The sequence below is a fragment of the Streptomyces sp. NPDC087263 genome (assembly GCF_044744645.1).
In the GTDB taxonomy this organism is placed as follows: domain Bacteria; phylum Actinomycetota; class Actinomycetes; order Streptomycetales; family Streptomycetaceae; genus Streptomyces.
Genome location: NZ_JBIUYT010000010.1, coordinates 12,532 through 33,792 on the forward strand (window position 1 = coordinate 12,532; position 21,261 = coordinate 33,792).

General features: G+C 70.1%; 20 protein-coding genes. 6 read left to right on the forward strand and 14 right to left on the reverse strand.

Translation table 11 applies throughout. From position 1 onward, the window contains the following. The first annotated feature begins 332 nt into the window (after nucleotides 1–332). Nucleotides 333–884: a VanZ family protein gene (locus tag ACIPC1_RS29745; RefSeq protein ID WP_402522953.1), complete on the forward strand. Its 552-nt coding sequence runs from the start codon at nucleotides 333–335 to the stop codon at nucleotides 882–884. A 157-nt stretch (nucleotides 885–1,041) separates the two neighbouring features. Next, entirely contained in the window at nucleotides 1,042–1,245 is a 204-nt protein-coding gene (locus ACIPC1_RS29750) for a PspC domain-containing protein (protein WP_402522444.1), read from the forward strand. 80 nt (nucleotides 1,246–1,325) lie between these two features. Here ACIPC1_RS29750 and ACIPC1_RS29755 read toward each other — a convergent pair whose 3' ends face one another. Together ACIPC1_RS29755 and ACIPC1_RS29760 are read right to left on the reverse strand one after the other, a co-directional pair. After that, nucleotides 1,326–1,679: an ATP-binding protein gene (locus ACIPC1_RS29755; RefSeq protein WP_402522447.1), complete on the reverse strand. Its 354-nt coding sequence runs from the start codon at nucleotides 1,677–1,679 to the stop codon at nucleotides 1,326–1,328. Nucleotides 1,680–1,821: 142 nt separating this feature from the next. Further along, nucleotides 1,822–2,976, reverse strand: coding sequence for an adenosine deaminase (locus ACIPC1_RS29760; RefSeq protein ID WP_402522450.1), 1,155 nt, complete (start codon nucleotides 2,974–2,976; stop codon nucleotides 1,822–1,824). A gap of 113 nt (nucleotides 2,977–3,089) precedes the next feature. On the opposite strand from ACIPC1_RS29760, the gene ACIPC1_RS29765 reads away from it, so the two are divergent. Together ACIPC1_RS29765 and ACIPC1_RS29770 are read left to right on the forward strand one after the other, a co-directional pair. Beyond that, nucleotides 3,090–3,851 carry an alpha/beta hydrolase gene (locus tag ACIPC1_RS29765; protein ID WP_402522452.1) on the forward strand — a complete coding sequence of 254 codons (762 nt, stop codon included), beginning with the start codon at nucleotides 3,090–3,092 and terminating at the stop codon, nucleotides 3,849–3,851. Between the two features lie 36 nt (nucleotides 3,852–3,887). Beyond that, nucleotides 3,888–4,262: a metal ABC transporter permease gene (locus ACIPC1_RS29770; RefSeq protein WP_402522956.1), complete on the forward strand. Its 375-nt coding sequence runs from the start codon at nucleotides 3,888–3,890 to the stop codon at nucleotides 4,260–4,262. Here ACIPC1_RS29770 and ACIPC1_RS29775 read toward each other — a convergent pair. Continuing rightward, nucleotides 4,216–5,166: a LysR substrate-binding domain-containing protein gene (locus tag ACIPC1_RS29775; protein WP_402522455.1), complete on the reverse strand. Its 951-nt coding sequence runs from the start codon at nucleotides 5,164–5,166 to the stop codon at nucleotides 4,216–4,218. The genes ACIPC1_RS29770 and ACIPC1_RS29775 overlap by 47 nt on opposite strands. A gap of 65 nt (nucleotides 5,167–5,231) precedes the next feature. Here ACIPC1_RS29775 and ACIPC1_RS29780 point away from each other — a divergent pair, with 65 nt between their 5' ends. Then, nucleotides 5,232–6,551, forward strand: a complete 1,320-nt coding sequence (locus ACIPC1_RS29780; protein ID WP_402522457.1) for an MFS transporter — start codon at nucleotides 5,232–5,234, stop codon at nucleotides 6,549–6,551. Nucleotides 6,552–6,833: 282 nt separating this feature from the next. Beyond that, entirely contained in the window at nucleotides 6,834–7,841 is a 1,008-nt protein-coding gene (locus tag ACIPC1_RS29785) for a sigma-70 family RNA polymerase sigma factor (protein ID WP_402522460.1), read from the forward strand. Here ACIPC1_RS29785 and ACIPC1_RS29790 read toward each other — a convergent pair. The 11 genes from ACIPC1_RS29790 to ACIPC1_RS29840 all read right to left on the reverse strand — a co-directional run bounded on the left by ACIPC1_RS29790 (nucleotide 7,734) and on the right by ACIPC1_RS29840 (nucleotide 21,244). Then, nucleotides 7,734–8,120 (reverse strand): STAS domain-containing protein, encoded by a 387-nt coding sequence (locus ACIPC1_RS29790; RefSeq protein WP_402522462.1) that lies wholly within the window; start codon nucleotides 8,118–8,120, stop codon nucleotides 7,734–7,736. The two genes, ACIPC1_RS29785 and ACIPC1_RS29790, sit on opposite strands and share 108 nt — an antisense overlap. Nucleotides 8,121–8,199: 79 nt before the next feature. Then, nucleotides 8,200–9,483, reverse strand: coding sequence for a thymidine phosphorylase (locus tag ACIPC1_RS29795; RefSeq protein WP_402522958.1), 1,284 nt, complete (start codon nucleotides 9,481–9,483; stop codon nucleotides 8,200–8,202). A gap of 90 nt (nucleotides 9,484–9,573) precedes the next feature. After that, on the reverse strand, nucleotides 9,574–10,005 hold the full coding sequence (locus tag ACIPC1_RS29800) for a cytidine deaminase (RefSeq protein ID WP_402522464.1): 432 nt from the start codon (nucleotides 10,003–10,005) through the stop codon (nucleotides 9,574–9,576). After that, nucleotides 10,002–11,267 (reverse strand): ABC transporter permease, encoded by a 1,266-nt coding sequence (locus ACIPC1_RS29805; RefSeq protein ID WP_402522466.1) that lies wholly within the window; start codon nucleotides 11,265–11,267, stop codon nucleotides 10,002–10,004. Before ACIPC1_RS29805 ends, ACIPC1_RS29800 begins: the two co-directional genes overlap by 4 nt. Continuing rightward, complete coding sequence (locus ACIPC1_RS29810) at nucleotides 11,264–12,403, reverse strand: ABC transporter permease (protein WP_402522469.1); 1,140 nt, start codon at nucleotides 12,401–12,403, stop codon at nucleotides 11,264–11,266. The genes ACIPC1_RS29805 and ACIPC1_RS29810 overlap by 4 nt, the downstream gene beginning before the upstream one ends. Continuing rightward, on the reverse strand, nucleotides 12,403–14,061 hold the full coding sequence (locus ACIPC1_RS29815) for an ABC transporter ATP-binding protein (protein WP_402522471.1): 1,659 nt from the start codon (nucleotides 14,059–14,061) through the stop codon (nucleotides 12,403–12,405). The genes ACIPC1_RS29810 and ACIPC1_RS29815 overlap by 1 nt, the downstream gene beginning before the upstream one ends. Nucleotides 14,062–14,333: 272 nt before the next feature. Next, nucleotides 14,334–15,383 carry a BMP family protein gene (locus tag ACIPC1_RS29820; protein ID WP_402522473.1) on the reverse strand — a complete coding sequence of 350 codons (1,050 nt, stop codon included), beginning with the start codon at nucleotides 15,381–15,383 and terminating at the stop codon, nucleotides 14,334–14,336. Between the two features lie 272 nt (nucleotides 15,384–15,655). After that, nucleotides 15,656–16,711 carry a BMP family protein gene (locus tag ACIPC1_RS29825; protein ID WP_402522476.1) on the reverse strand — a complete coding sequence of 352 codons (1,056 nt, stop codon included), beginning with the start codon at nucleotides 16,709–16,711 and terminating at the stop codon, nucleotides 15,656–15,658. Between the two features lie 335 nt (nucleotides 16,712–17,046). Beyond that, the gene (locus ACIPC1_RS29830) at nucleotides 17,047–18,333 is read right to left on the reverse strand and encodes an amidohydrolase (protein WP_402522479.1); all 1,287 of its coding nucleotides are present in this window, start codon (nucleotides 18,331–18,333) and stop codon (nucleotides 17,047–17,049) included. A 485-nt stretch (nucleotides 18,334–18,818) separates the two neighbouring features. After that, a complete protein-coding gene (locus ACIPC1_RS29835) occupies nucleotides 18,819–20,009 on the reverse strand; it encodes a low temperature requirement protein A (protein ID WP_402522481.1) in 1,191 nt (396 codons plus the stop codon). A 77-nt stretch (nucleotides 20,010–20,086) separates the two neighbouring features. After that, nucleotides 20,087–21,244, reverse strand: coding sequence for a hypothetical protein (locus ACIPC1_RS29840; RefSeq protein WP_402522483.1), 1,158 nt, complete (start codon nucleotides 21,242–21,244; stop codon nucleotides 20,087–20,089). Between the last annotated feature and the right edge of the window lie 17 nt (nucleotides 21,245–21,261).

A 21,261-nucleotide genomic window follows, 5' to 3' on the forward strand; every position in this document is an offset into this window, starting at 1 on the left:
GGGCGGAGACGCGGCAGGGCGCGGGCGGAGGGGACGGGCAGGGGCGGAGACGCAGCAGGGCACGGGCGGAGGGGACGGGCAGGGGCGGAGACGCAGCAGGGCACGGGCGGAGGGGACAGGCAGGGGCGGAGACGCAGCAGGGCACGGGCGGAGGGGACGGGCAGGGGCGGAGACGCAGCAGGGCACGGGCGGAGGGGACGGGCAGGGGCGGAGACGCGGGCAAGAACGGAGGGGGCGAAAACCCGCCGCGGTCGCGCATGTGGCGTATGCCTCAGCCCCAACCTCCCCACCAACCCGGAACCGATCGCGCCGCACCCCGCGTCTTGGCCAACGTGCAGCGTGAAGGCTCAGGCGGCGGCAGTGCCGCGATCCGCATCCGTGTGGCAGGAGGTGTCCTCCTCCTCGCGCACCTCGCGCTCGTCGCCTGGATCACCCTGCGTCCCCTGGACGTCCCCTGGGTGAGCGCCGCGAACCTGCGGCCCTTCGCCGGAATCAGGGCGGATCTCGCACTGGGCCCCCGGGAAGCGGCCCGTCGCATCGGCGAGGGCCTGATCCTGCTGGCCCCGCTGGGCGTCCTGCTCCCGACCGCGGGCGGCAAACTCACCGTGTCCCCGCTCGGCTCCCTCGTCCGTACGGTCGCCGCCGGCGCCCTGCTCTCGCTGGGCATCGAACTCCTACAGACCGGCGTCCCCGGCCAGGTGGTGGACGTCGACTCCCTGCTGCTGAACACGGTCGGGGTCGCCCTGGCGCACCTCGCGATCGTGCCCGCCGCCCGGTCCGGGCTCCGCCGCCAGGCGGAGAGGCGGCGCCGCGCGGCCCTCCGGCGGGAGGACACGGCTCAGGGTCGGACCCCGACGATTCCCAGGGTCGGGATCGCACCGTAGAGCGACGCTTCGCCCGCTTCGTCTCCGTAGCTTTGAAGGCACAGAGTCGCCGAGTCGCCAGTCACAGAGACACCGCGACACAGAGACACAGAGACAGAGCCACCGTCACCGTCACGGCGAACAAGTCGCCCGACCCACGGTTCGCGAAGGAGCCCCGATGAGCGCCATTACCCGCCCGACCAACGGCCGCATGATCGGCGGAGTGTGCGCAGCGCTGGCAAAGCGCTTCGGCACCTCCGCGACCACGATGCGCGTGATCTTCGTCCTGTCGTGCCTGCTTCCTGGCCCGCAGTTCCTGCTCTACATCGCGCTGTGGATCCTGTTCCCCTCGGAGAACAAGGCCGGCACCACGGCCTGGTAGACAGCCGCCGCGCCATGAAACGTCGGTGGGGCGCACCCGATCAGGGTGCGCCCCACCGACGTTTCCGTCCGAAGGCAACCTCAGCCGAGCGGCAGCCCGTTCACCGGCAGCCCGTGGGTGGGCAGGCCCTGCAACGGGAGACCGCCGAGCAGCCCGGCCACCGGCGCGGTCGGCCCGTCGGCGAGGATGCGCGCGACGACCGGCTGCGCGGCGGCCACACCCGCGCCGAGCGCGCCCTGCCCCTGGGCGATCGCCTCGCCCGCACCGGGGAGCGCCTTGGACACGTTCTCCGCGGGCAGCGTCGAGGTGACGGTGCCCAGCGCCGAGGAGACGTCCGGCACGGCCGGCGCGGCATTCGCGGCACCGGCGCCCGCGGCGGCGAAGGCGGCACCGAGAGCGGCGACACCGAGGGTCTTGGCAGCAGACTGCTTCATTTTGAATGCGTCCTTGGATCCGTGAGACGGGGATGTGAGCGGTCCAAGACCGTAAACACCTCAAGCGGCCTTCCGCAAACATCGAAAAGCGGCCGAGTCATGGAGAAAAAGTGAAGACCCGGCCGCCTCCCGCCCCCTCCGATCAGCCCTCATCCTCCACAGAACCGCTGGTGGAGACGGTCTGCTGGAACAGCCAGGCGGACTTCAGCTCGGCATAACCGGGCTTGACCACGTCATTGATCATGGCCAGTCGTTCATCGAAAGGAATGAATGCTGACTTCATAGCATTGACGGAGAACCATTGCATGTCGTCGAGCGAATAACCGAACGCATCGACCAGATGCTCGAATTCCCGGCTCATACTGGTACCGGACATGAGCCGATTATCGGTATTCACGGTGGCGCGGAAATGCAGCCGCCGCAGCAGCCCGATCGGATGGGCGGCGTACGAGTCGGCGGCGCCGGTCTGGAGGTTGGAGCTGGGGCACAGCTCCAGGGGGATGCGCTTGTCGCGTACGTACGAGGCGAGCCGTCCGAGCTGCACGGAGCCGTCCTCGTGGACCTTGATGTCGTCGATGATGCGCACCCCGTGCCCGAGCCGGTCGGCACCGCACCACTGCAGCGCCTGCCAGATCGAGGGCAGCCCGAAGGCCTCGCCGGCGTGGATGGTGAAGTGGTTGTTCTCCCGCTTGAGGTACTCGAAGGCGTCGAGGTGCCGGGTGGGCGGGAACCCGGCCTCGGCGCCGGCGATGTCGAAGCCGACAACACCCAGGTCGCGGTACCGATTGGCGAGTTCGGCGATCTCCAGGGCGCGGGCGGCGTGCCGCATGGCGGTGAGCAGGGCGCCGACGCGGATCCGGTGGCCGTTCTCGCGGGCCAGCCGCTCGCCCTCCCTGAAGCCCTCGTTGACCGCCTCGACGACCTCTTCGAGGCTGAGCCCGCCTTCCAGGTGCTGCTCGGGCGCGTATCGCACCTCGGCGTACACGACGCCGTCCTCGGCGAGGTCCTCGGCGCACTCGGCCGCGACCCGGACGAGCGCTTCACGGGTCTGCATGACGGCGCAGGTGTGGGCGAAGGTCTCCAGATACCGCTCCAGAGAACCGGAGTCGGCGGCCTCACGGAACCAGATCCCGAGCTTGTCGGGTTCGGTCTCGGGGAGACCCGAATAGCCCGTGTCACGGGCGAGTTCGACGATCGTCCCGGGGCGCAGGCCCCCGTCGAGATGATCGTGCAGCAGGACCTTGGGCGCCCGGCGGATCTGCTCCGAGCTCGGGGTGTTCCGGATCTGGCTCGTCATTACCGCACTCTAGCCCCTACGCGCGTAGATCTCCTGTCGGGCAGATCCGTCGATACGTAACGGTGACCCCGCGGACGGGTGGCGTACACCGCCGCTTCTGAGACTGTTCTGTCATGGCACATCAAGCGACGCCGGTTCGCAGAGCCCGGCTGGGGAGGGCGCTCGGCTCGGAACAGACGGCGGTCAGCGGGGTCGTCCTGCTGCTCCCGGGCGGCGAGGAGACCTCCGCCCGCAGACCGTCCTCGATGCTGGCGGCCGCCTCCGTCCACACACTGGGGCGCCATCTGACGCGCGCGGGACGCACGGAGGGCCTGGCCACGCATGTCGTGCACTACCGGGTCCGCGGCTGGAACGGCGGCGAGGCGGAACTGGCGGCCGACGCCTCCTGGGCCGCCGACGAGATCGTACGCCGGTACGGAGACGTCCCGGTGTGCCTCGTCGGCGTCGACATGGGCGGCCGGGCGGCGCTGCGCGCGGGCGGTCACACCGCCGTCAACTCCGTGCTCGCGCTTGCCCCTTGGCTGCCCGAGGAGGATGTGGCGGCACCACCCGAACCGGTGAAGCAGCTGGCCGGGCGGCGCGTGCTGATCGTGCACGGCACGAACGACGAGCGCACCGACCCGGAGTTGTCCTTCCGTCTCGCGGCACGCGCGAAGAAGGCCAACCGCGACATCTGCCGCTTCGAGGTCCACTCCGACGGACACGCGCTACAGCAGCACCGGACCGAAGTCATGGCCCTGGCCAAGGACTTCGTCCTGGGCGCACTGTTCGGCCGTTCCTTCTCCCGCCCGGTCGAGGATGCCTTCGCCGCACCACCGCCGCTGGGACTGCGGATGCCGCTCGCAGCGGGCTTCGGGCAGTCGCGGCGCCGGTAGCCACCAGTCCCGCACACCACCCGACACCACACCGGGCTGCCGGTTATCCGTCTCGACCTGAGGCTGTACGTCGTCGTCACCGCGACGATCGTGATGTCGCCGGAGGCCGTCGGCCACGTACTCGTCCTGGCGCCGCTCATCACGACCGCGGCGACGGCGCGCATGCTGACGGACCGGTGGTGGGCGATGACCATGCCCGCCTCCGGGATCGGCTGCGCAGGCAGTGTGGCCGGGCTCTATGGGTCGTACGCCTATGACCTCGCGGCCGGCGGTTCGGTGGTCGTCGTAGCGACTGGCGTCTTCATCACCACCTGGTGTCCGGCGCCGCGGCACGGGCTGCTGACGCGCGCCCTGCCGCAGCGGGTCACTCCGGAAGCAGGTGCCCCCGCCGTGACAGCAGGAACTTCTTGAAGGCGGCGACGGGCGGCGTGTCCGGGTGACCGTCGAGCCAGGCGACGCCGATCTCGCGCACCGCCCGCGGTGCGGTGACCGTCAGCTCGACAACTCCCGGGCGGGCGAAGGCCGGTGGCGGGAGCAGGGCCACTCCGAGGCCGGCGGCGACGAGACCTCGTAGCGTCTCCGCCTCCTCGCCCTCGAAGGCGACCCTCGGCTTGAAGCCCGCCTCCCGGCAGACCGCGTCGGTGATGCGGCGCAGGCCGTAGCCCGGTTCGAGGGTCACGAAGGTCTCGTCGGCGGCCTCGGCGAGGCGGATGCGTCTGCGGCCGGCGAGGCGGTGGTCGGCGGGGACGACGAGCCGGAGCTTCTGCTCGTCGAGGCGGCGGCCCACCAGGTCGGGCGCGTCCGGCACCGGCGAGGTGAGGCAGAGGTCCAGCTCTCCGGAGCGCAGCCGTTCCAGCATCGCCTCGCCGTAGGTCTGGACGAGGCTGAAGCGGACGCGGGGGTGGTCGGCGCGGAAGGCGCGGATGAGCTCGGGGACCGTCTCCGAGCCCATGGTGTGCAGGAAGCCGAAGGCGACCTTGCCGGTGGCCGGGTCGGCGTCCGCGCGCACCTCGTCGGCGGCGCGTTCGATCTCGGCGAGGGCGCGTTCGACGGAGCCGAGGAACGTACGGCCGGCCGACGTGAGCGAGACCGTCCGCCCCCTTCTCGCGAACAGTTCGACACCCAGGTCCTGTTCCAGCCGGACCATGGCCCGCGACAGCGTCGACTGCGGCACCCCCATCTCCTGCGCGGCCCGCGTGACGTGCTCGGTGCGGGCCACTCCCGCGAAGTAGGTGAGGCGCGGGACGAGCATCGCCACAATGTCTTCTGTGTCACTGGACGGTGACAGGTGCGCTTCTGACCTCTGCTCATGCATCACAGGAACGATTATGGCGTTTCTATGCATTGGACGGATGAGTGGTGGGACTTTAGCTTCGAAGCATGCCTTCTGCCAGTACCGGGGCGTCCACCACCGTGGACGCCGCGACCACCGCCTCCGCGACCACCTCCTCCGCTTCCACCGCCTCCGCTCCGACCGTCCCGGCCGACTCCCGTATGGCCCCGGGCGGGCCCGGTTACCGCCGGATGAGCCTCGCCCTCTTCCTCGCGGGCGTCGCGACCTTCGCACTCCTCTACTCCACGCAGGCGCTCCTCCCCCTCATCTCGCACGACTTCGCCGTCAGCGCGAGTGACGCGAGCTGGACGGTGTCGGCCGCGACGGGCGCGCTCGCGCTGTTCGTCCTCCCCATGAGCGCGCTGTCGGAGCGGTTCGGACGGCGTACGTTGATGACGGCGTCGCTGGTGGTGGCCGTGGCGGTCGGCCTGCTGGTCCCCTTCGCCCCGTCGATCGGCGCGCTGATCGCGCTGCGCGCCGTGCAGGGCGCGGCGCTCGCGGGGCTGCCGGCTTCGGCGACCGCGTATCTGGCCGAGGAGGTCCGGCCGAAGGCACTCATCACCGCGATCGGTCTGTTCGTCGCGGGCAACAGCGTCGGCGGCATGAGCGGACGGGTCATCACCGGCTGGGTCGCGCAGGAGTGGGGGTGGCGGGTCGCCGTCGGCGTGATCGGCCTGATCGCGGTGGCATGCGCGGTCGCGTTCCGGCTGCTGCTGCCCGCCCCTCGGCACTTCGCGGCCGGATCGCTGCGGCCGCGGGTCCTCGTCCGCACGGTCCGTGACCACCTCGCGAACCCGCTGCTGTGCCGGTTGTACGCCATCGGCGCCCTGTTCATGACGGTGTTCGGCGGGGTGTACACGGTGATCGGATACCGCCTCACCGAGGCGCCCTTCTCCCTCCCCCAGGGCATCATCGGCTCCATCTTCCTGGTGTATCTGGTGGGTACGGTGTCGGCGTCCACGGCGGGGAAGCTGGTCGCCCGCCTGGGTCGCCGGGGCTCCCTCTACCTGGCGGGCGGCACGACGACCGCGGGTCTGCTGGTGTCCCTGGCCGACTCGCTGCCGCTCATCCTGCTCGGCCTTGTGCTGATCACCGCGGGGTTCTTCGCGGGGCACGCGGTGGCGTCGTCGTCGGTGAGCCACACGGCGACGCGGGGGCGGGCGCAGGCGTCCGCCCTGTACCAGTCCGCCTACTACATCGGCTCCAGCGTCGGCAGCACGCTCGGGGCCGTCGCCTTCCACGCCGGCGGCTGGGCGGGCACCGTCTCCCTCGGCCTGCTCGCCGTCCTCGGCGTCGTCGCCATCACGGTGTTCGGCTCCCACGCGGCGCGGGTACGGGCCCGGCGGGGGCCGGTGCTGGCGCACTGAGGTTCTTCGCCGGGGGGCTGAATCTTTCCCCGGCCGGCGCTTGAGATCTTCAGCCCGTCCGGCGTTTGAGGACGAGGCCGTTCAGGCCGACAGCGGGGGTCTGGGGGGCGGCAGCCCCCGGAAACAAGGGACAGGAAGGGGCGGAGGGGGCGAAAAACCAACCGCCCGCCCCCCTCCCACCTGCACCTTTCCCCACTCCCCAGGCCATTGTCAGTGGGCTGCGGTAGCTTCCGAAGTACGTCGCGAAGGCGCGGCGGAAACGGCCACAGGGGTGGGTTGGCTATGAGCGACGGCACGGCGACGACGACAGACCTGGACGTCCGGCTGGAGAAACACCGGGTCGAGCTGACGGGGTACTGCTACCGAATGCTCGGCTCCTCCTTCGAGGCCGAGGACGCGGTGCAGGACACGATGGTCCGCGCCTGGCGCAGCTACGACAAGTTCGAGGGCCGCTCATCGATGCGCTCCTGGCTGTACCGGATCGCGACGAACGTATGCCTGGACATGCTGAACGCGGGCAACAAAAGGGCACGCCCCATGGACCTGACAGCACCCTCACCACTGGCCCAGGCCGCACTCAACCCACGCCCGGACCACACCTGGCTGGAGCCGATGCCCACCGCCCGCGTCCTGCCCGAGGTCACCGACCCGGCGGAGGCCGCGGTGGCGAAGGAGTCGGTGCGGCTCGCCTTCATGGCCGCCCTCCAGCAACTGCCGCCCAAGCAGCGCGCGGTGCTGATCCTGCGCGAGGTCCTCGCCTGGAAGGCGAGCGAGGTCGCCGAGCTGCTCGGCACGACCGTCGCGTCGGTCAACAGCGCGCTCCAGCGAGCCCGCGCAACGCTCGCGGAGACCGACGGCGCCGGGGCGGACGCCGCCACCTCCGACCCACTCGACGAGGAGCAGCAGAAGCTCCTGGAGCGCTATGTCGCCGCCTTCGAGGGGTACGACATGACGGCGCTGACGGCGCTGCTCCACGAGGACGCGATCATGACGATGCCGCCGTTCGACCTGTGGCTGGTCGGCACGGAGGACATCACCGGCTTCATGACGACGCTGGGCGCCGGCTGCGCGGGCTCGCGCCTGGTGCCGGTGGAGGTCAACGGCCTGCCGGGCTTCGCGCACTACAAGCCGGATCCGGAGCAGGGCGGCTTCTCGCCGTGGGCCGTGCAGGTGCTGGAGATCTCAAAGGGCCGGATCACCGGGTTCCACTGCTTCCTGGACACCGCCCGCTGGTTCCCGCTCTTCGGCCTGCCCCTCCGGCTCGAAGCGGAGTCCGACCAGGTCGAGTAGCGCACGCAGGGCCGGGGACGGGTTGAGCAGGCGTATCCGTCCCCCCGCCCGGCGCGCGGCGAGCTCCAGTCGGGCCAGGAGGTCCACGGCGGCCAGACCGGGCGGCCCGAGCCCCGCGACATCGCACACCACGACCCCGCTGCCGGATGTCTCCAGCCGCGCCCGCACGTCGTCACAGAGCCGGGGCACCTCGTCCTTGGCGACGGGCCCTGGCAGCACAAGTACGGCGGGTGTCGTGGCATCCACACCCGGTAGACCGACGGCGAGCGGAGAACTCATCGCGGTCCCCGGATTCTTCGTCGGCGGGCGGCATCCCTACAGGAGGTGCCGCCCGCCGAGCGAGCGATGAAATGCCAGGTCAGGCGATACGCTCCAGCACCACCGGGGCGGCCTTGAAATCCGTGCCCGCCACAGCGATGTCGTACGAGCCCTCGACCGACCCGAGCGCGTACTCGAAGCGCTCCGGGGTGTCCGTGTGGAGGGTGAGGAGGGGCTGGCCCGCGGTCACGGTGTCGCCGGGCTTGGCGTGCAGCTCGACGCCCGCTCCCGCCTGCACCGGGTCCTCCTTGCGGGCGCGTCCGGCGCCCAGCCGCCAGGCGGCGATGCCGATGTCGTAGGCGTCGAGGCGGGTGAGTACGCCCGACGCGGGCGCCGTGACGACGTGCTGCTCGCGTGCGACGGGCAGCGGGGCGTCCGGGTCGCCGCCCTGCGCGGCGATCATGCGGCGCCAGACGTCCATCGCGGAGCCGTCGGCCAGTGCCTTCGCCGGGTCGGCGTCCTTCACGCCGGCCGCGTCGAGCATCTCGCGGGCCAGGGCGATCGTGAGGTCGACGACGTCCGAGGGGCCACCGCCCGCCAACACCTCGACGGATTCCCGTACTTCGAGGGCGTTGCCCGCCGTCAGACCCAGCGGCGTCGACATGTCCGTGAGGAGCGCGACCGTTTTCACCCCGTGGTCCGTGCCCAACCCGACCATCGTGGAGGCGAGTTCACGTGCGTCCTCGATCGTCTTCATGAAGGCGCCGGTGCCGACCTTCACGTCCAGGACCAGCGAGGCCGTCCCCTCGGCGATCTTCTTCGACATGATCGAGGAGGCGATCAGCGGGATCGCCTCCACCGTGCCGGTGACATCGCGCAGCGCGTAGAGCTTCTTGTCCGCGGGGGCGAGACCGTCACCCGCGGCGCAGATCACCGCGCCGACGCCGTCCAGTACGGAGAGCATCTCCTCGTTCGACAGCAGTGCGCGCCAGCCGGGGATCGACTCCAGTTTGTCGAGGGTGCCGCCGGTGTGGCCGAGGCCCCGGCCGGAGAGCTGCGGGACCGCCGCACCGCAGGCCGCCACCAGGGGCGCCAGCGGGAGCGTGATCTTGTCGCCCACGCCGCCCGTGGAGTGCTTGTCGGCCGTCGGGCGGGACAGCGACGAGAAGTCCATGCGCTCGCCGGAGGCGATCATCGCGGCGGTCCAGCGGGCGATCTCCCGGCGGTCCATGCCGTTGAGCAGGATCGCCATGTTGAGGGCGGCCATCTGGTAGTCGGCGACCTCGCCGCGGGTGTACGCGTCGATGACCCAGTCGATCTGCTCGTCGCTGAGCTCACCGCGGTCCCGCTTGGTGCGGATGACGGAGACGGCATCCATCGACAACACAGCCATGGCTTTCCTTCCGAAAGGTGAGCGGCCCCTCACCTGACCGGTCGATCGCTCGATCGCTCGATCAGGAGGGGCCGCACGGAGTTACTTGTTGAGATACTCCGGCCCGAAGGCCTGCGGCAGCATCTCGGAGAGCGGCAGGATCCCGGCCGGGGTCTCCAGGATCAGACTCGGCCCGCCGAACTCGTGCAAGAGCTGACGGCAGCGCCCGCACGGGACGAGGACCTCGCCCCGCCCGTCGACGCAGGTGAAGTGCGTCAGCCGGCCGCCGCCGGTGTTCTGCAGCTCGGAGACCAGACCGCACTCGGCGCACAGCCCGACCCCGTACGAGGCGTTCTCGACGTTGCAGCCGGAGATGATCCGGCCGTCGTCCACGAGGGCGGCGACACCGACCGGGTAACCCGAATACGGGGCGTACGCACGGGACATGGCCGCGCGAGCCACCTCCCGCAGCGCATCCCAGTCCACGGCGGCCGAACCCTCGACGGCAGCGGGACCCTCGTCGGCGGAGGTCACTTGCCCTGCCCCTTCCGGTACGGCAGACCGTCCGCCTTCGGCATCCGCAGGCGCTGCGCCGACAGCGCGAGAACGAGCAGCGTGATGACGTACGGCGTGGCGGAGACGACCTGGTTCGGGACCTCGTTGGTGAGGGCGTACCAGAGGAACACCAGCACGCCGATGACCAGGGTGATCACCGCGGGCACGTACTTCTTCCTGATCACCAGCCAGACCGCGCCGATGACCAGCAGGATGGCGGCGAGCAGCAGCAGCGCGTGCACGTTCTCGGAGCCGCCGCGCAGGTTGAGGCTGTCGGTGTAGCCGAACAGGCCGGCGCCGATGGCGAGTCCGCCCGGCATCCAGTTGCCGAAGATCATCGCGGCGAGACCGATGTAGCCGCGTCCGCTGGTCTGGCCCTCCAGGTAGAAGGGGTTGGCCACGATGGAGAGGAAGACGCCGCCGAGACCGGCCAGACCGCCGGAGATGATCACGGCGATGTACTTGTACTTGTAGACGTTGACGCCGAGCGACTCGGCCGCGATCGGGTTCTCGCCGCAGGACCGCAGGCGCAGGCCGAAAGGGGTGCGCCAGAGGATCCACCAGGATGCGGGGATCAGCGCGATGGCGATCAGGGTCAGCCAGGACACCTCGGTGACGAGCCCGCCGAGCAGCCCCGCGATGTCCGAGATGAAGAACCAGCCCTTCTCGTTGAGCGTGCTGAGTCCGTCGGAGAGTCCTGGCACCGTGAAGCTGCCCAGCGAGTCGACCGGCGGGGACTGCTTGGCCGAGCCGCCCTGGACGCCCTCGAAGGCGAGCGGGGCGAGGTAGCGGGTGGCGCCGAGCGCGAGGATGTTGATGGCCACACCGGAGACGATGTGGTTGACGTTGAAGGTGATCGTGACGATCGCGTGCAACAGACCGCCGATGCAGCCGCCGATGATGCCGACGAGGACGCCGGTCCACGGGCCCCACTGGTAGCCGGCCCAGGCACCGAACCAGGTGCCGAGGATCATCATGCCTTCGAGGCCGATGTTGACGACGCCCGCGCGCTCGGCCCACAGACCGCCGAGACCGGCCAGGCCGATCGGGACGGCCAGTTGGAGAGCGGTGGACATCTGGCTGACGTTGGTGATGCCGTCGGCGCCGGTGATGATCCGGACGATCGAGGTCAGCGCCAGGCCGCCCGCGATGACCAGCAGGAGGACGGGGAGCGACAGCCGGCGGCCGCCGGGGGGCGCGGTTTCCAGCGAGGGCTGGTTGACGTCGGTTGCGGTGGTCATCGGCCCGCCACCTCCTTCGAAGTGTTGTTGTCGGTGGTGCCGGATGAGGCGCCAAGGACGTGACCGGCGGCAAGCTCCGCGCCGACCCGACGCTGCTGGCGGCGCAGACCCCACTCGCGTACGGCCTCATAGCTGACGACGACCGAGAGCACGATCAGGCCCTGCATGATGACCGCGATCTCCTTGTCGTAGCCGTTGTAGTCGAGCTCGGGGGACGCCTTGTCCAGCCAGGCCCAGAGCAGGGCCGCGAAGGCGATGCCGGTCGGGCTGTTGCGGCCGAGGAGGGCGATGCCGATGCCCAGGAAACCGATGCCGGTCGGGAAGTTCAGGCTGTACGTGTGCGAGTCGCCGAGCAGGATCGGCAGGCCCGCGAGACCGGCCAGGCCGCCGGAGACCAGCATGGCGGTGAGCACCATGCGCTTGGGGTTCACCCCGCTGGCCGCGGCGGCGGTCTCCGAGGCGCCCGAGGCACGCAGGTCGAAGCCGAAGCGGGTCCGGTTGAGGACGACCCAGTAGCCGATGCCGAGCAGCACCGCGAGGACGACGAGGCCGTAGATCTCGCCGGCGTCACCCATGTTGAAACCGGGCACCCAGCCGGACTTGTCCATCTCGCCGGTGGTGTTGTTGTTGCCGACCTTGACGCCGAAGACGCTGGGCAGCCACAGGTAGGCGATGACGGAGGTGGCGATCGCGTTGAGCATGATCGTCGCGACGACCTCGCTGACCCCGCGGGTGACCTTGAGGACACCCGCGATGCCGGACCAGAACGCGCCGGTACAGGCCGCGGTCAGGATCAGCAGCGGGACCTGGAGGACCGCGGGCAGCGCGACATGGGCGCCGACGACCGCGGCCATCATGGCGGCGAGCTGGTACTGGCCGTCCACACCGATGTTGAACAGGTTCATCCGGAAGCCGATGGCCACCGCGAGCGCCGCGATGTAGTACATCGAGGCCTGGTTGATGATCAGGACCTGGATGTCGGAGTACCCGGCCTGCTCGAACATGAGCGTGTACGGCTCGATCGGGTTCTTCCCCGAGGCGATCAGCACGACCGAGGTCAGCGCCACGGCCACGACGAGCGCGATGACCGGTCCGGCCACCGCCAGGAGCAGTCGCTCCTTGTCGAACTTCTTCATCAGCGGGCCTCGTCTTCCGGGGCGTCTGCCGTGGTCTCGGCTTGCGGGGCGTCTGCCGTGGTCTCGCCTTGCGGGGCTTGCTCAGCGCGCTCAGCCTGCGGAGCCTGCTCTTCGAGCTCCACCTGCTCGGCGAGCGCCTCGTTCTCCAGGTGTCCGGTGGCGGCGCCGGTCATGGCCGTGCCGAGCTCCTCCGGGGTGATGGTGGCCGGGTTGGCGTCCGCGACCAGCTTGCCGTTGTAGATCACCCGGAGGGTGTCGGACAGACCGATCAGCTCGTCCAGGTCCGCGGAGATCAGCAGTACGGCGAGTCCCTCGCGGCGGGCCTCACGGATCTGGTCCCAGATCTGGGCCTGCGCGCCGACGTCCACACCACGGGTGGGGTGGGCGGCGATCAGGAAGCGCGGCTTGGCGCTCATCTCACGGCCGACGATCAGCTTCTGCTGGTTGCCGCCGGAGAGGGAGGCCGCGGTGACGTCGATGCCGGGCGTGCGGACGTCGTACTCCTCGACGATCCGGCGGGTGTCGGCCTGGGCGCCCTTGATGTCGAGCCAGACGCCCCGGCTACCGCGCGTGTTGGGCTTCTCGGTGACGTGGCCGAGGATGCGGTTCTCCCAGAGGGGGGCCTCCAGGAGCAGGCCGTGGCGGTGCCGGTCCTCGGGGATGTAGCCGATGCCCTGCTCACGGCGCCTGCGGGTGGCCCAGGAGGTGATCTCCTGCTCGGCCAGCGTGATGGTGCCGGAGTCGGCGCCCTTGAGGCCGATCAGCGCGTCGATCAGCTCGGTCTGGCCGTTGCCCTCGACACCGGCGAGGCCGAGGACCTCGCCCGCGTGGATGGTGAAGGTGATGTCGTCGAGGAGGGCCTTGCCGCCGGGGGCGACCAGGCGCAGGTCGGTGACGGTCAGGACCGGCCGGTCGGTGACCGTGGACTCCGCCGTCTCCGGGGTCGGCAGCTCGCTGCCCACCATCAGTTCGGCGAGCTGGCGCGAGGTGGTCTCGGAGGGGACGGCGGTGCCGACCGTGGTCCCGCGGCGGATGACCGTGATGTCGTCGGCGACGGAGAGGACCTCGCCCAGCTTGTGCGAGATGAAGATGACCGACAGGCCCTCGGCCTTGAGCTCGCGCAGGTTGGCGAAGAGACCCTCGACCTCCTGCGGGACGAGGACCGCGGTGGGCTCGTCCAGGATCAGGATGCGGGCGCCGCGGTAGAGGACCTTGAGGATCTCCACGCGCTGCCGGTCGGCGACACCGAGCTCCTCGACCAGGACGTCGGGGCGCACCCCGAGGCCGTACCGCTTGGAGAGGTCCAGGATCTTGCGGCGGGCCCTGCCCCCGATGCCGTACAGCTTCTCGCTGCCCAGGACGACGTTCTCCAGGACGGTGAAGTTGTCGGCGAGCATGAAGTGCTGGTGGACCATGCCGATGCCGCGCGCGATGGCGTCGGCGGGCGAGGAGAAGGTGACCTGCTCGCCGTCGACGGCGATGGTGCCCTCGTCCGGCTTCTGCATGCCGTAGAGGATCTTCATCAACGTCGACTTGCCTGCGCCGTTCTCACCGACGAGGGCGTGGACCGTGCCCTTGCGGACGCTGAGATGGATGTCGTGGTTGGCCACGACGCCGGGGAATCGCTTGGTGATCCCGGCGAGTTCGACTGCGGTCACCTGACCGTTGACCGCGCCGGCCGGAGGGCTGCTGGACGCGTTGATGGCGCATCTCCTGAGGGAAAGGGGGTCGTCTACGCGCGTAGCGCCCCTACGGCAACTTAAGGGGCGGCGCGCCGCGAGAACGGGATACGGAGAGCCAGACTCCCCGCATCCCGTTGAGCGGACGTAACCCCGCGGTTACCAAGCGGCTCCGGAGAAGAGCGGGCGGCCCGGAAAGAGCCTTCCTGAACTTCTCCGGAGCCACTCGGCTGCTCCTGAAATCTTGCTCGTCAGCTGGTCTTGACCTTGATCTCGCCGCTGATGATCTTCTCCTTGGCTGCCGCTACGGCATCCTGGATAGCGGTGTCGTCCTTGAACGCCGGGTTGGAATCGGCGAGGCCGACCTCACCGGACTTCAGGTCGCCCCGAACGATACCGGTCTCCGGCTTACCGTCCTCGACCGACTTCGCGAGGTTGTAGACCGCCTTGGCGACGTCCTTGGTCGCGGACGTCAGGATGGAGGCCTTGTACTTGCTCAGCGCTTCCTGCTTGTACTGGTCGGAGTCGACACCGATCGCCCACACCTTGGCGGTGGAGGCGGCCTCGATGACACCCTGGCCGGACAGACCGGCCGCCGCGTAGACGACGTCGGCCTTCTTCTCGATCTGGCCCTCGGCGGCCGTCTTGCCCTTGTCGGGGCTGGAGAAGCCGCCCTCCTCGGCGGTCTGCGTCAGGTACTGCGACAGGACGGTGACCTTGGGGTTCGTGTCCTTGACGCCCTGCTCGAAGCCCGCACCGAACTTGTGGATCAGCGGTACGTCCACGCCGCCCACGAAGCCGACGGTGTTGGTCTTGGTGGCCTTGGCGGCGGCGACACCGGCGAGGTAGGAGGACTCCTGCTCGGAGAAGACCAGGTCGGCGACGTTCGCCGTCTCGACCGTGGAGTCGTCGACGATGCCGAAGGTGGTGTCGGGGTACTTCGCCGCGGCTTCCTTGATGGCCGGCGCGTAGGCGTAGCCGATGCCGATCACCGGGTTGTAGCCCTGCTTGGCCAGCGAGACCAGGCGCTGCGTCTTGTCGGCGTCGGTCTCACCGTCGGTGGGCTCGACGTCGGCGGTCTTGTAGCCGTACTCCTTCTGCGCCTCCTCCAGGCCCGCGTACGCGGCGTCGTTGAAGGACTGGTCACCCTTGCCGCCGACGTCATAGGCGATGGCGAGACCCAGGTCGCCCTTGGACTCCGACGAGCCTGCGGAGGTCGAGGTGCCGCCACAGGCGGACAGAACGAGGGCGAGAGAGGCGGTCGCGGCGCCTGCGAGCGCGATGCGGGGAACCCGGCGCATGAGTTGTGCTCCTGTCGTACAAGCGCCTGACGGAACGACTTCGGCGCTGGCTTCGCCGCAGATTAACGCGCGTAGACCAACTAGAAAACCCCTTCTGTCCACCTTGTTATGCGGCTGTGCCCGACGGCGCTCATTTGGTGGGTCGAGCCTTGCCGACCGCAAAGGCGCGGTGGCGGTGGGTGACCTGCGACGGACACGGCGGCGGGCGGGCACCTTCCGGCACCCGCCCGCCTGATGTGACTTTGTTCGCGTTCGCCCGTACAGGCGGGTCGCTACTCGGTCTTGACCTTGATCGTGCCGTCGATGATGCCCGCCTTGGCCTTGGCCACGGCGTCGGTGAGGCCGGAGATCTCCGCCATCTTCGGGTTGCTGTCGGCGAGGCCGACGCCGTCCACCTTCAGGTCGAAGGTCTGCGTGCCGGTGAGCGGCTTGCCGTCCTTGACCGACTTGGCGAGCGAGTACACCGCGCCACCGACGTCCTTGAGCGCGGAGGTCAGGATGTAGTCCTTGTAAGGAGCGAGGGCTTCCTGGTTGTACTGGTCGGAGTCAACGCCGATCGCCCACTTCTTGTCCTTGGCGGCGGCCTCGATCACACCCTGGCCGGAGAGGCCGGCGGCCTGGTAGATGACGTCCGCGTTCTTCTCCAGCTGGCCCTCGGCGGCCGCCTTGCCCTTGTCGGGGCTGGAGAAGCCGCCCTCCTCGGCGGTCTGCGTCAGGTACTGCGACAGGACGGTCACCTTGGGGTTGGTGTCCTCGACGCCCTGCTTGTAGCCCGCCTCGAACTTGTGGATCAGGGGGATGTCCACACCGCCCACGAAGCCGACGGTGTTGGTCTTGGTGGCCTTGGCGGCGGCGACACCGGCGAGGTAGGAGGACTCCTGCTCGGCGAAGACGAGGGACGCCACGTTGGCGCCCTCTACCACCGAGTCCACGATGCCGAAGGTGGTGTCGGGGTACTTGCTCACGACGGCCGTCAACGCGGGGCCGTACGCGAACCCGATACCGATGACCGGGTTGTAGCCCTGCTTGGCCAGCGAGGCGAGCCGCTGCTCCTTGTCGGCGTCGGTCTCACCGTCGGTGGGCTCGATGTCGGCGGTCTTGTAGCCGTACTCCTTCTGCGCCTTCTGTAGGCCCGCGTACGCCGCGTCGTTGAAGGACTGGTCGCCCTTGCCGCCGATGTCGTAGGCGATGGCAAGACCCAGGTCGCCACTGCTCTCGCTACTGCTGCTGCCGCCTGCATCATTGCTGGTGCCGCCACAAGCCGTGGCCGCGAGTGCGAGCGACGCGACCCCCACCGCGACACGGGTCAGGCTGGATATCCGACGCATCTGAAGGTTCCCCATTCTCCAAAGCCCCGCAGTGGGTGCTGAGTTCGGCGCACATTAACGCGCGTAGACAGTTCAGGGAACGGTGTTTCGCCTGGCCGTTATCCATTCGTGCCGATGGCCGGTTACGTCCCTGTGAACTATGGGGTCGAAAGGCACACTTGGGGACAGAACACCTGCCGTTCCGGTGACGATCCGTGTGCGGGTCGCGCGGCATGCGTGACTGGGCGAGCAGTTACGAGTCTCCGGAGCCCACGCTACGACGGAGGGGTGTGGGGCGCTACCCGAATGGGGGCGAGGGGCGCGACCCGGAGGTGAACGGGGGTCGCGCCCTTCCCTCACGCCCCGGTGTCGAGAAGGGGCTGCGTGTCGAGGAGAAGCTCCGCGCCGAGCAGGGGCTCCCCGTCGAGGAGAGCCGCCGCGGTGAAGAGCTCCACGCCCACCGTGATCGCCGACTCGTCGGCGTCGAAGTCACCCTGGTGCAGGTCGCGGGGGACGCGCTCGCCGGGCGTGCGCACCCCGAGCCGGGCCATCGCGCCGGGCACGTGCTCCAGGTACCAGGAGAAGTCCTCGCCGCCCAGGCTCTGTTCGGTGTCCTCGATGGAGTGCACACCCCGCCGGACGGTCATGGCGGCCCGCAGCAGGTCAGTGACGGCCGGGTCGTTGACGACGGGCGGAACACCACGGATGTAGTTGATCTCGGACTTCGCCCGGTAGAGGTTCGCGATCTCGTCGATCGCCGCGTGCACCAGGTCGGGCGCGGCCCGCCAGGCGGCCAGGTCCAGGCAGCGCACGGTCCCGGAGAGCTCGGCGTGGTTCGGGATCACATTGCAGGCGTGCCCGGATTCGATGCGCCCCCAGGTCACCGCGAGCCCGCTGCGCGCGTCGGTGCGGCGGGCGACCAGGGCGGGGACGTCGGTGGCGACGCGCGCGGCGGCGGTGACGAGGTCGGTGGTGAGGTGGGGGCGCGCGGTGTGGCCGCCGGCGCCGTCGAGTGCGACTTCGAGCCGGTCGCACGCGGAGGTGATGGCGCCGTGCCGCAACCCGATGCGCCCCGCGTCGACCCTGGGATCGCAGTGCACGCCGATGATCCGCCCGACGCCTTCGAGGACGCCCGACTCGATCGCGTCGGGGGCGCCACCGGGCAGCACCTCCTCCGCGGGCTGGAAGATCAGCCGCACCGGACGCGGCAGCCGCCCCTCGCGGTGCAGTTCGGCGAGGACGAGACCGGCGCCGAGCACGACGGACGTGTGCACGTCGTGTCCGCAGGCGTGCGCACGGTCGGGCACGGTCGACCGGTAGGCGCACTCGGTCTTCGTGTCCGGGATGGGCAGCGCGTCGATGTCGGCACGCAGGGCGAGCATGGGGCCTGCGCCGTCCCGGTCACCGATGTCACAGACGAGTCCGGTACCGGTGTCGAGCACGCGCGGCTCCAGGCCCGCCAGCTCCAGGCGGGCCTTGAGTGCCGCGGTGGTGCGGAACTCCTGGTTGCCGAGCTCGGGGTGCATGTGCAAGTCGCGGCGGAACGCGACAAGTTCGGCGCGCAGTGCCTCGGGCAGCGCGCCGGGGAGCACGGCTTCCCCGGGGAGATCGGCCTCGGACTCTCGGGACGTCACTTGGTTCACCCTCTGAAGGGTAGGGCGATGGGGCGGCCAACTGACCCACGATCAACAAAAGTTCAACCTGTTAGGGGAAGAAAATCTGGCCGCACAACGCATAGCTATTGGTGAGGATGGGTAAACTCGCCCGGCTTTCCGGGTGATTGGATCTTGAGTCGGCCCGTCGGGGATCACCCGGGACTCCCCAGCGGAAACGCCCGAGGTACCCGAGCCCATTCCCGTACTCCTTCCCCACGGTCTCACAACCAGCCCCGTGATCCCGGAACCGTCACCGCCCCGGGTCGACTCCGGCACACACCGTGACTGTCGATCAGCTCGGCCGGCTCACCGTGCCGCGGCGGACCGTCGCTCAGCGCGAACAGCGTGACCACGGCACGCACCTGCGCGTCGGCGATTTCAAGGACGTGCCCCCTGCCGCCGTCCTCGCGATCGTGGCCGCCGTGCTGATCGGCCTGCGGGCCGCCGCCCTCTCCCTGACGCCGTGGGCCTGCTCAAGCCCCGCCGTCGGCCGTCCGCCGGTCGAGGAACACGAGGGCCGCCACGACCGCGGCCAGCAGCGTGAGCGCGAGCAGCGCGGGGACGACGGCGACCGCCGGGCCCGCGCAGAGGAGGAGCAGCCCTCCGGCGATGAGAGCGACGGAGGCCCGCCCGGTGGTCCGGAGCAGGATGGCCGCGGCGGCGAGGACGAAGAGGCCGACGCCGGCGGTGAGCGCCCACGCCACCACGCCGTGGAGCGGCTCGGACAGGTCGTGGTGATGGGTGTCGGCGACCTGTTGGAGGGTCTTCTTCATGCCGAGGGCGGTGAGGACCACTCCGGCTACGAGGGGCAGGTGGAGGAAGGTGTAGACGTCGCGGGCGAAGCGGGTGCGGTCGTCGCCCTCCAGGGCCGCCAGGCGGTGCTCGGCGGGCTCGCTGATCCGGCGGAAGTACAGGCGCCACAGCCCGGCGACGACCAGCAGGCCCGCGGGGGCCGCGAGGAGCACCGGGGCGTTCACCGGCAGTCCGGACACCCCGACCCCGATGGCGACGATCGACTCGCCCAGGGCGATGATGACGATCAGTCCATGGCGTTCGGAGAAGTGCCCGGGCGAGGCCACCCGCCAGCCCGACGATCCGGTGACATAGATGCCGAGGTAGTCGATCAGTACGGCGCCCAGCCAGATCAGGATCTGGGTGATCCCGGTGAAGGTGCTGCCCACCAGGAGCAGCACGAACGGCGGTGCCACCGAGAGCAGGGCGGTCCGGCGGAGGGTGGCGTGCAGCGCCTGGTCCTCGCGGTCGGAGAGCCAGTACGTGACGAGGTGCAGGATGCGGACCGTGCCGTAGCAGAGCACGAACACGAGGGGCGCGGGCAGGCCGCCCGGTGCGTCGGCGTAGACCTCGGGCACGGTGAGCGAGACGACGAGTACGACCGCCATCACGGCGATGAGCACCCCGAACACCGGCCCGGAGTCGGCCCTCACGACATTGCCCAGCCAGGCGAAGCAGCACCAGCACCACCACAGCAGCGCGAGCACCACGGCCCCGCCGAGCAGCCGCAGTGCCGTCGGATCCGCCGCCATCAGCGCGGTGACCTGAGTGATCGCGTACACGAACACCAGGTCGAAGAAGAGCTCCGCCGGTGTCACCCGGTGGTCGTCCCCCGTGGCCGCCATCCGCGACCGCTCACTCCGAGTCGCCACGACTCCCCCTCCCCCACCCGCCGTCCCGCCACCATGACAGGAACGGAAACGATAGGACAGGACGGAGCGGCACCGGGTCAGACCGGCGTCACCGTCACCGTCACCGGCGTCACCGTCACCGCCGACAACCGGGTCACGTCCCTCGCCGTCCCCGTCACCCCCGACAGGAACCCCTCCGCCCGGGGCGACGCGCTCTTGGTGAGCCACGCCGGGTCGATGTCGCACACCGCGACCCGCACCTCGGTGCCGACCAGCGCCAGCGGCAGGGTGTGCACGACCGTCGACGGAAAGCTGAGGATCGTGGAGCCGATGGGGCCCCGGCGGGCGATCAGTTCGAGGGGGAGGTCCGGGCGGACGATCTCCAGCCCGATCTCCGTGGCCAGCCGGTGGAGCTTCTCGGTGCTCTCACGGCGGTGCGCGAAGTAGCGGGTCGCGCCGTGGGCCTTGGCGAGGGTGCGGACCGCTTCCAGGTAGTGGTCCGGGTCGACGACGCCGGTTTCGACGAGGGACGTGCCGACCATGTCCGCACCCTTGGTGATGCGGGGCGGGCCGAAGCGGGCGCGGGTCCAGGAGAAGTCGTTCGTGGTGAGGCGGACGCCCTCCGGGGCCGAGTCGATCGGCATCGAGGAGAAGACCTCCACCGTGCGTCTCGCGGAGGGGGTGAGGCGGCGGCGGGCCGAGGAGGAGACCGGCGCGAAGAGCAAATCGCGCGGGCCGGGGCGGCCACCGCGCCGGTGCCAGCGCACCAGGCGTTCACCGCGGGCCAGTTGGGCGACGAACTCCATCGTCGCCGTGCCGTCGTCCACGACCACCAGGTCGCGGGCCCTGGTGATGGTCAGCAGGAGTTGTACGTAGCGGGAGAACGGGTCTCCCATGACGATGCGGTGCGCCCTGCGCAGCAGCGGGGCGAGGCCGCCGATCGTCTGGAAGGGGGCCGCGGTGCCGCTGCGCGCCTCCTCCCAGCGGACCTCGTAGCCCTCGTCGCGGGCCAGGTCCGCCATGCGGCGCAACTGGCCGCGGGTCATGGGGTCGTTGGGCGAGAGGACGACAAGGGTGAGCCCCGCGCCGGGCGGACCGGCGGCCTCCCCGGCAGGCGCCCCGCCGGGCGCCGGAGCACTGTCCTGCGCGGGCCCGAGGGCATGGGCATGCGCCCACTCCAGCACGTTCAGGAGCTGTACCGGACTCTCGACGAAAGCGAGAGTGGGGGAGCCGGAAAATCCGGCGCGGGGGCTCATCGACGTACGACCGTCCC

Coding starts and splice junctions, on each gene's coding strand:
- ACIPC1_RS29840 (WP_402522483.1), bottom strand. CDS start 21,244: ATGAGCCCCCGCGCCGGATTTTCCGGCTCCCCCACTCTCGCTTTCGTC.
- ACIPC1_RS29810 (WP_402522469.1), bottom strand. CDS start 12,403: ATGAAGAAGTTCGACAAGGAGCGACTGCTCCTGGCGGTGGCCGGACCG.
- ACIPC1_RS29775 (WP_402522455.1), bottom strand. CDS start 5,166: ATGCATGAGCAGAGGTCAGAAGCGCACCTGTCACCGTCCAGTGACACA.
- ACIPC1_RS29805 (WP_402522466.1), bottom strand. CDS start 11,267: ATGACCACCGCAACCGACGTCAACCAGCCCTCGCTGGAAACCGCGCCC.
- ACIPC1_RS29750 (WP_402522444.1), top strand. CDS start 1,042: ATGAGCGCCATTACCCGCCCGACCAACGGCCGCATGATCGGCGGAGTG.
- ACIPC1_RS29755 (WP_402522447.1), bottom strand. CDS start 1,679: ATGAAGCAGTCTGCTGCCAAGACCCTCGGTGTCGCCGCTCTCGGTGCC.
- ACIPC1_RS29765 (WP_402522452.1), top strand. CDS start 3,090: ATGGCACATCAAGCGACGCCGGTTCGCAGAGCCCGGCTGGGGAGGGCG.
- ACIPC1_RS29825 (WP_402522476.1), bottom strand. CDS start 16,711: ATGCGTCGGATATCCAGCCTGACCCGTGTCGCGGTGGGGGTCGCGTCG.
- ACIPC1_RS29820 (WP_402522473.1), bottom strand. CDS start 15,383: ATGCGCCGGGTTCCCCGCATCGCGCTCGCAGGCGCCGCGACCGCCTCT.
- ACIPC1_RS29790 (WP_402522462.1), bottom strand. CDS start 8,120: ATGAGTTCTCCGCTCGCCGTCGGTCTACCGGGTGTGGATGCCACGACA.
- ACIPC1_RS29760 (WP_402522450.1), bottom strand. CDS start 2,976: ATGACGAGCCAGATCCGGAACACCCCGAGCTCGGAGCAGATCCGCCGG.
- ACIPC1_RS29780 (WP_402522457.1), top strand. CDS start 5,232: ATGCCTTCTGCCAGTACCGGGGCGTCCACCACCGTGGACGCCGCGACC.
- ACIPC1_RS29785 (WP_402522460.1), top strand. CDS start 6,834: ATGAGCGACGGCACGGCGACGACGACAGACCTGGACGTCCGGCTGGAG.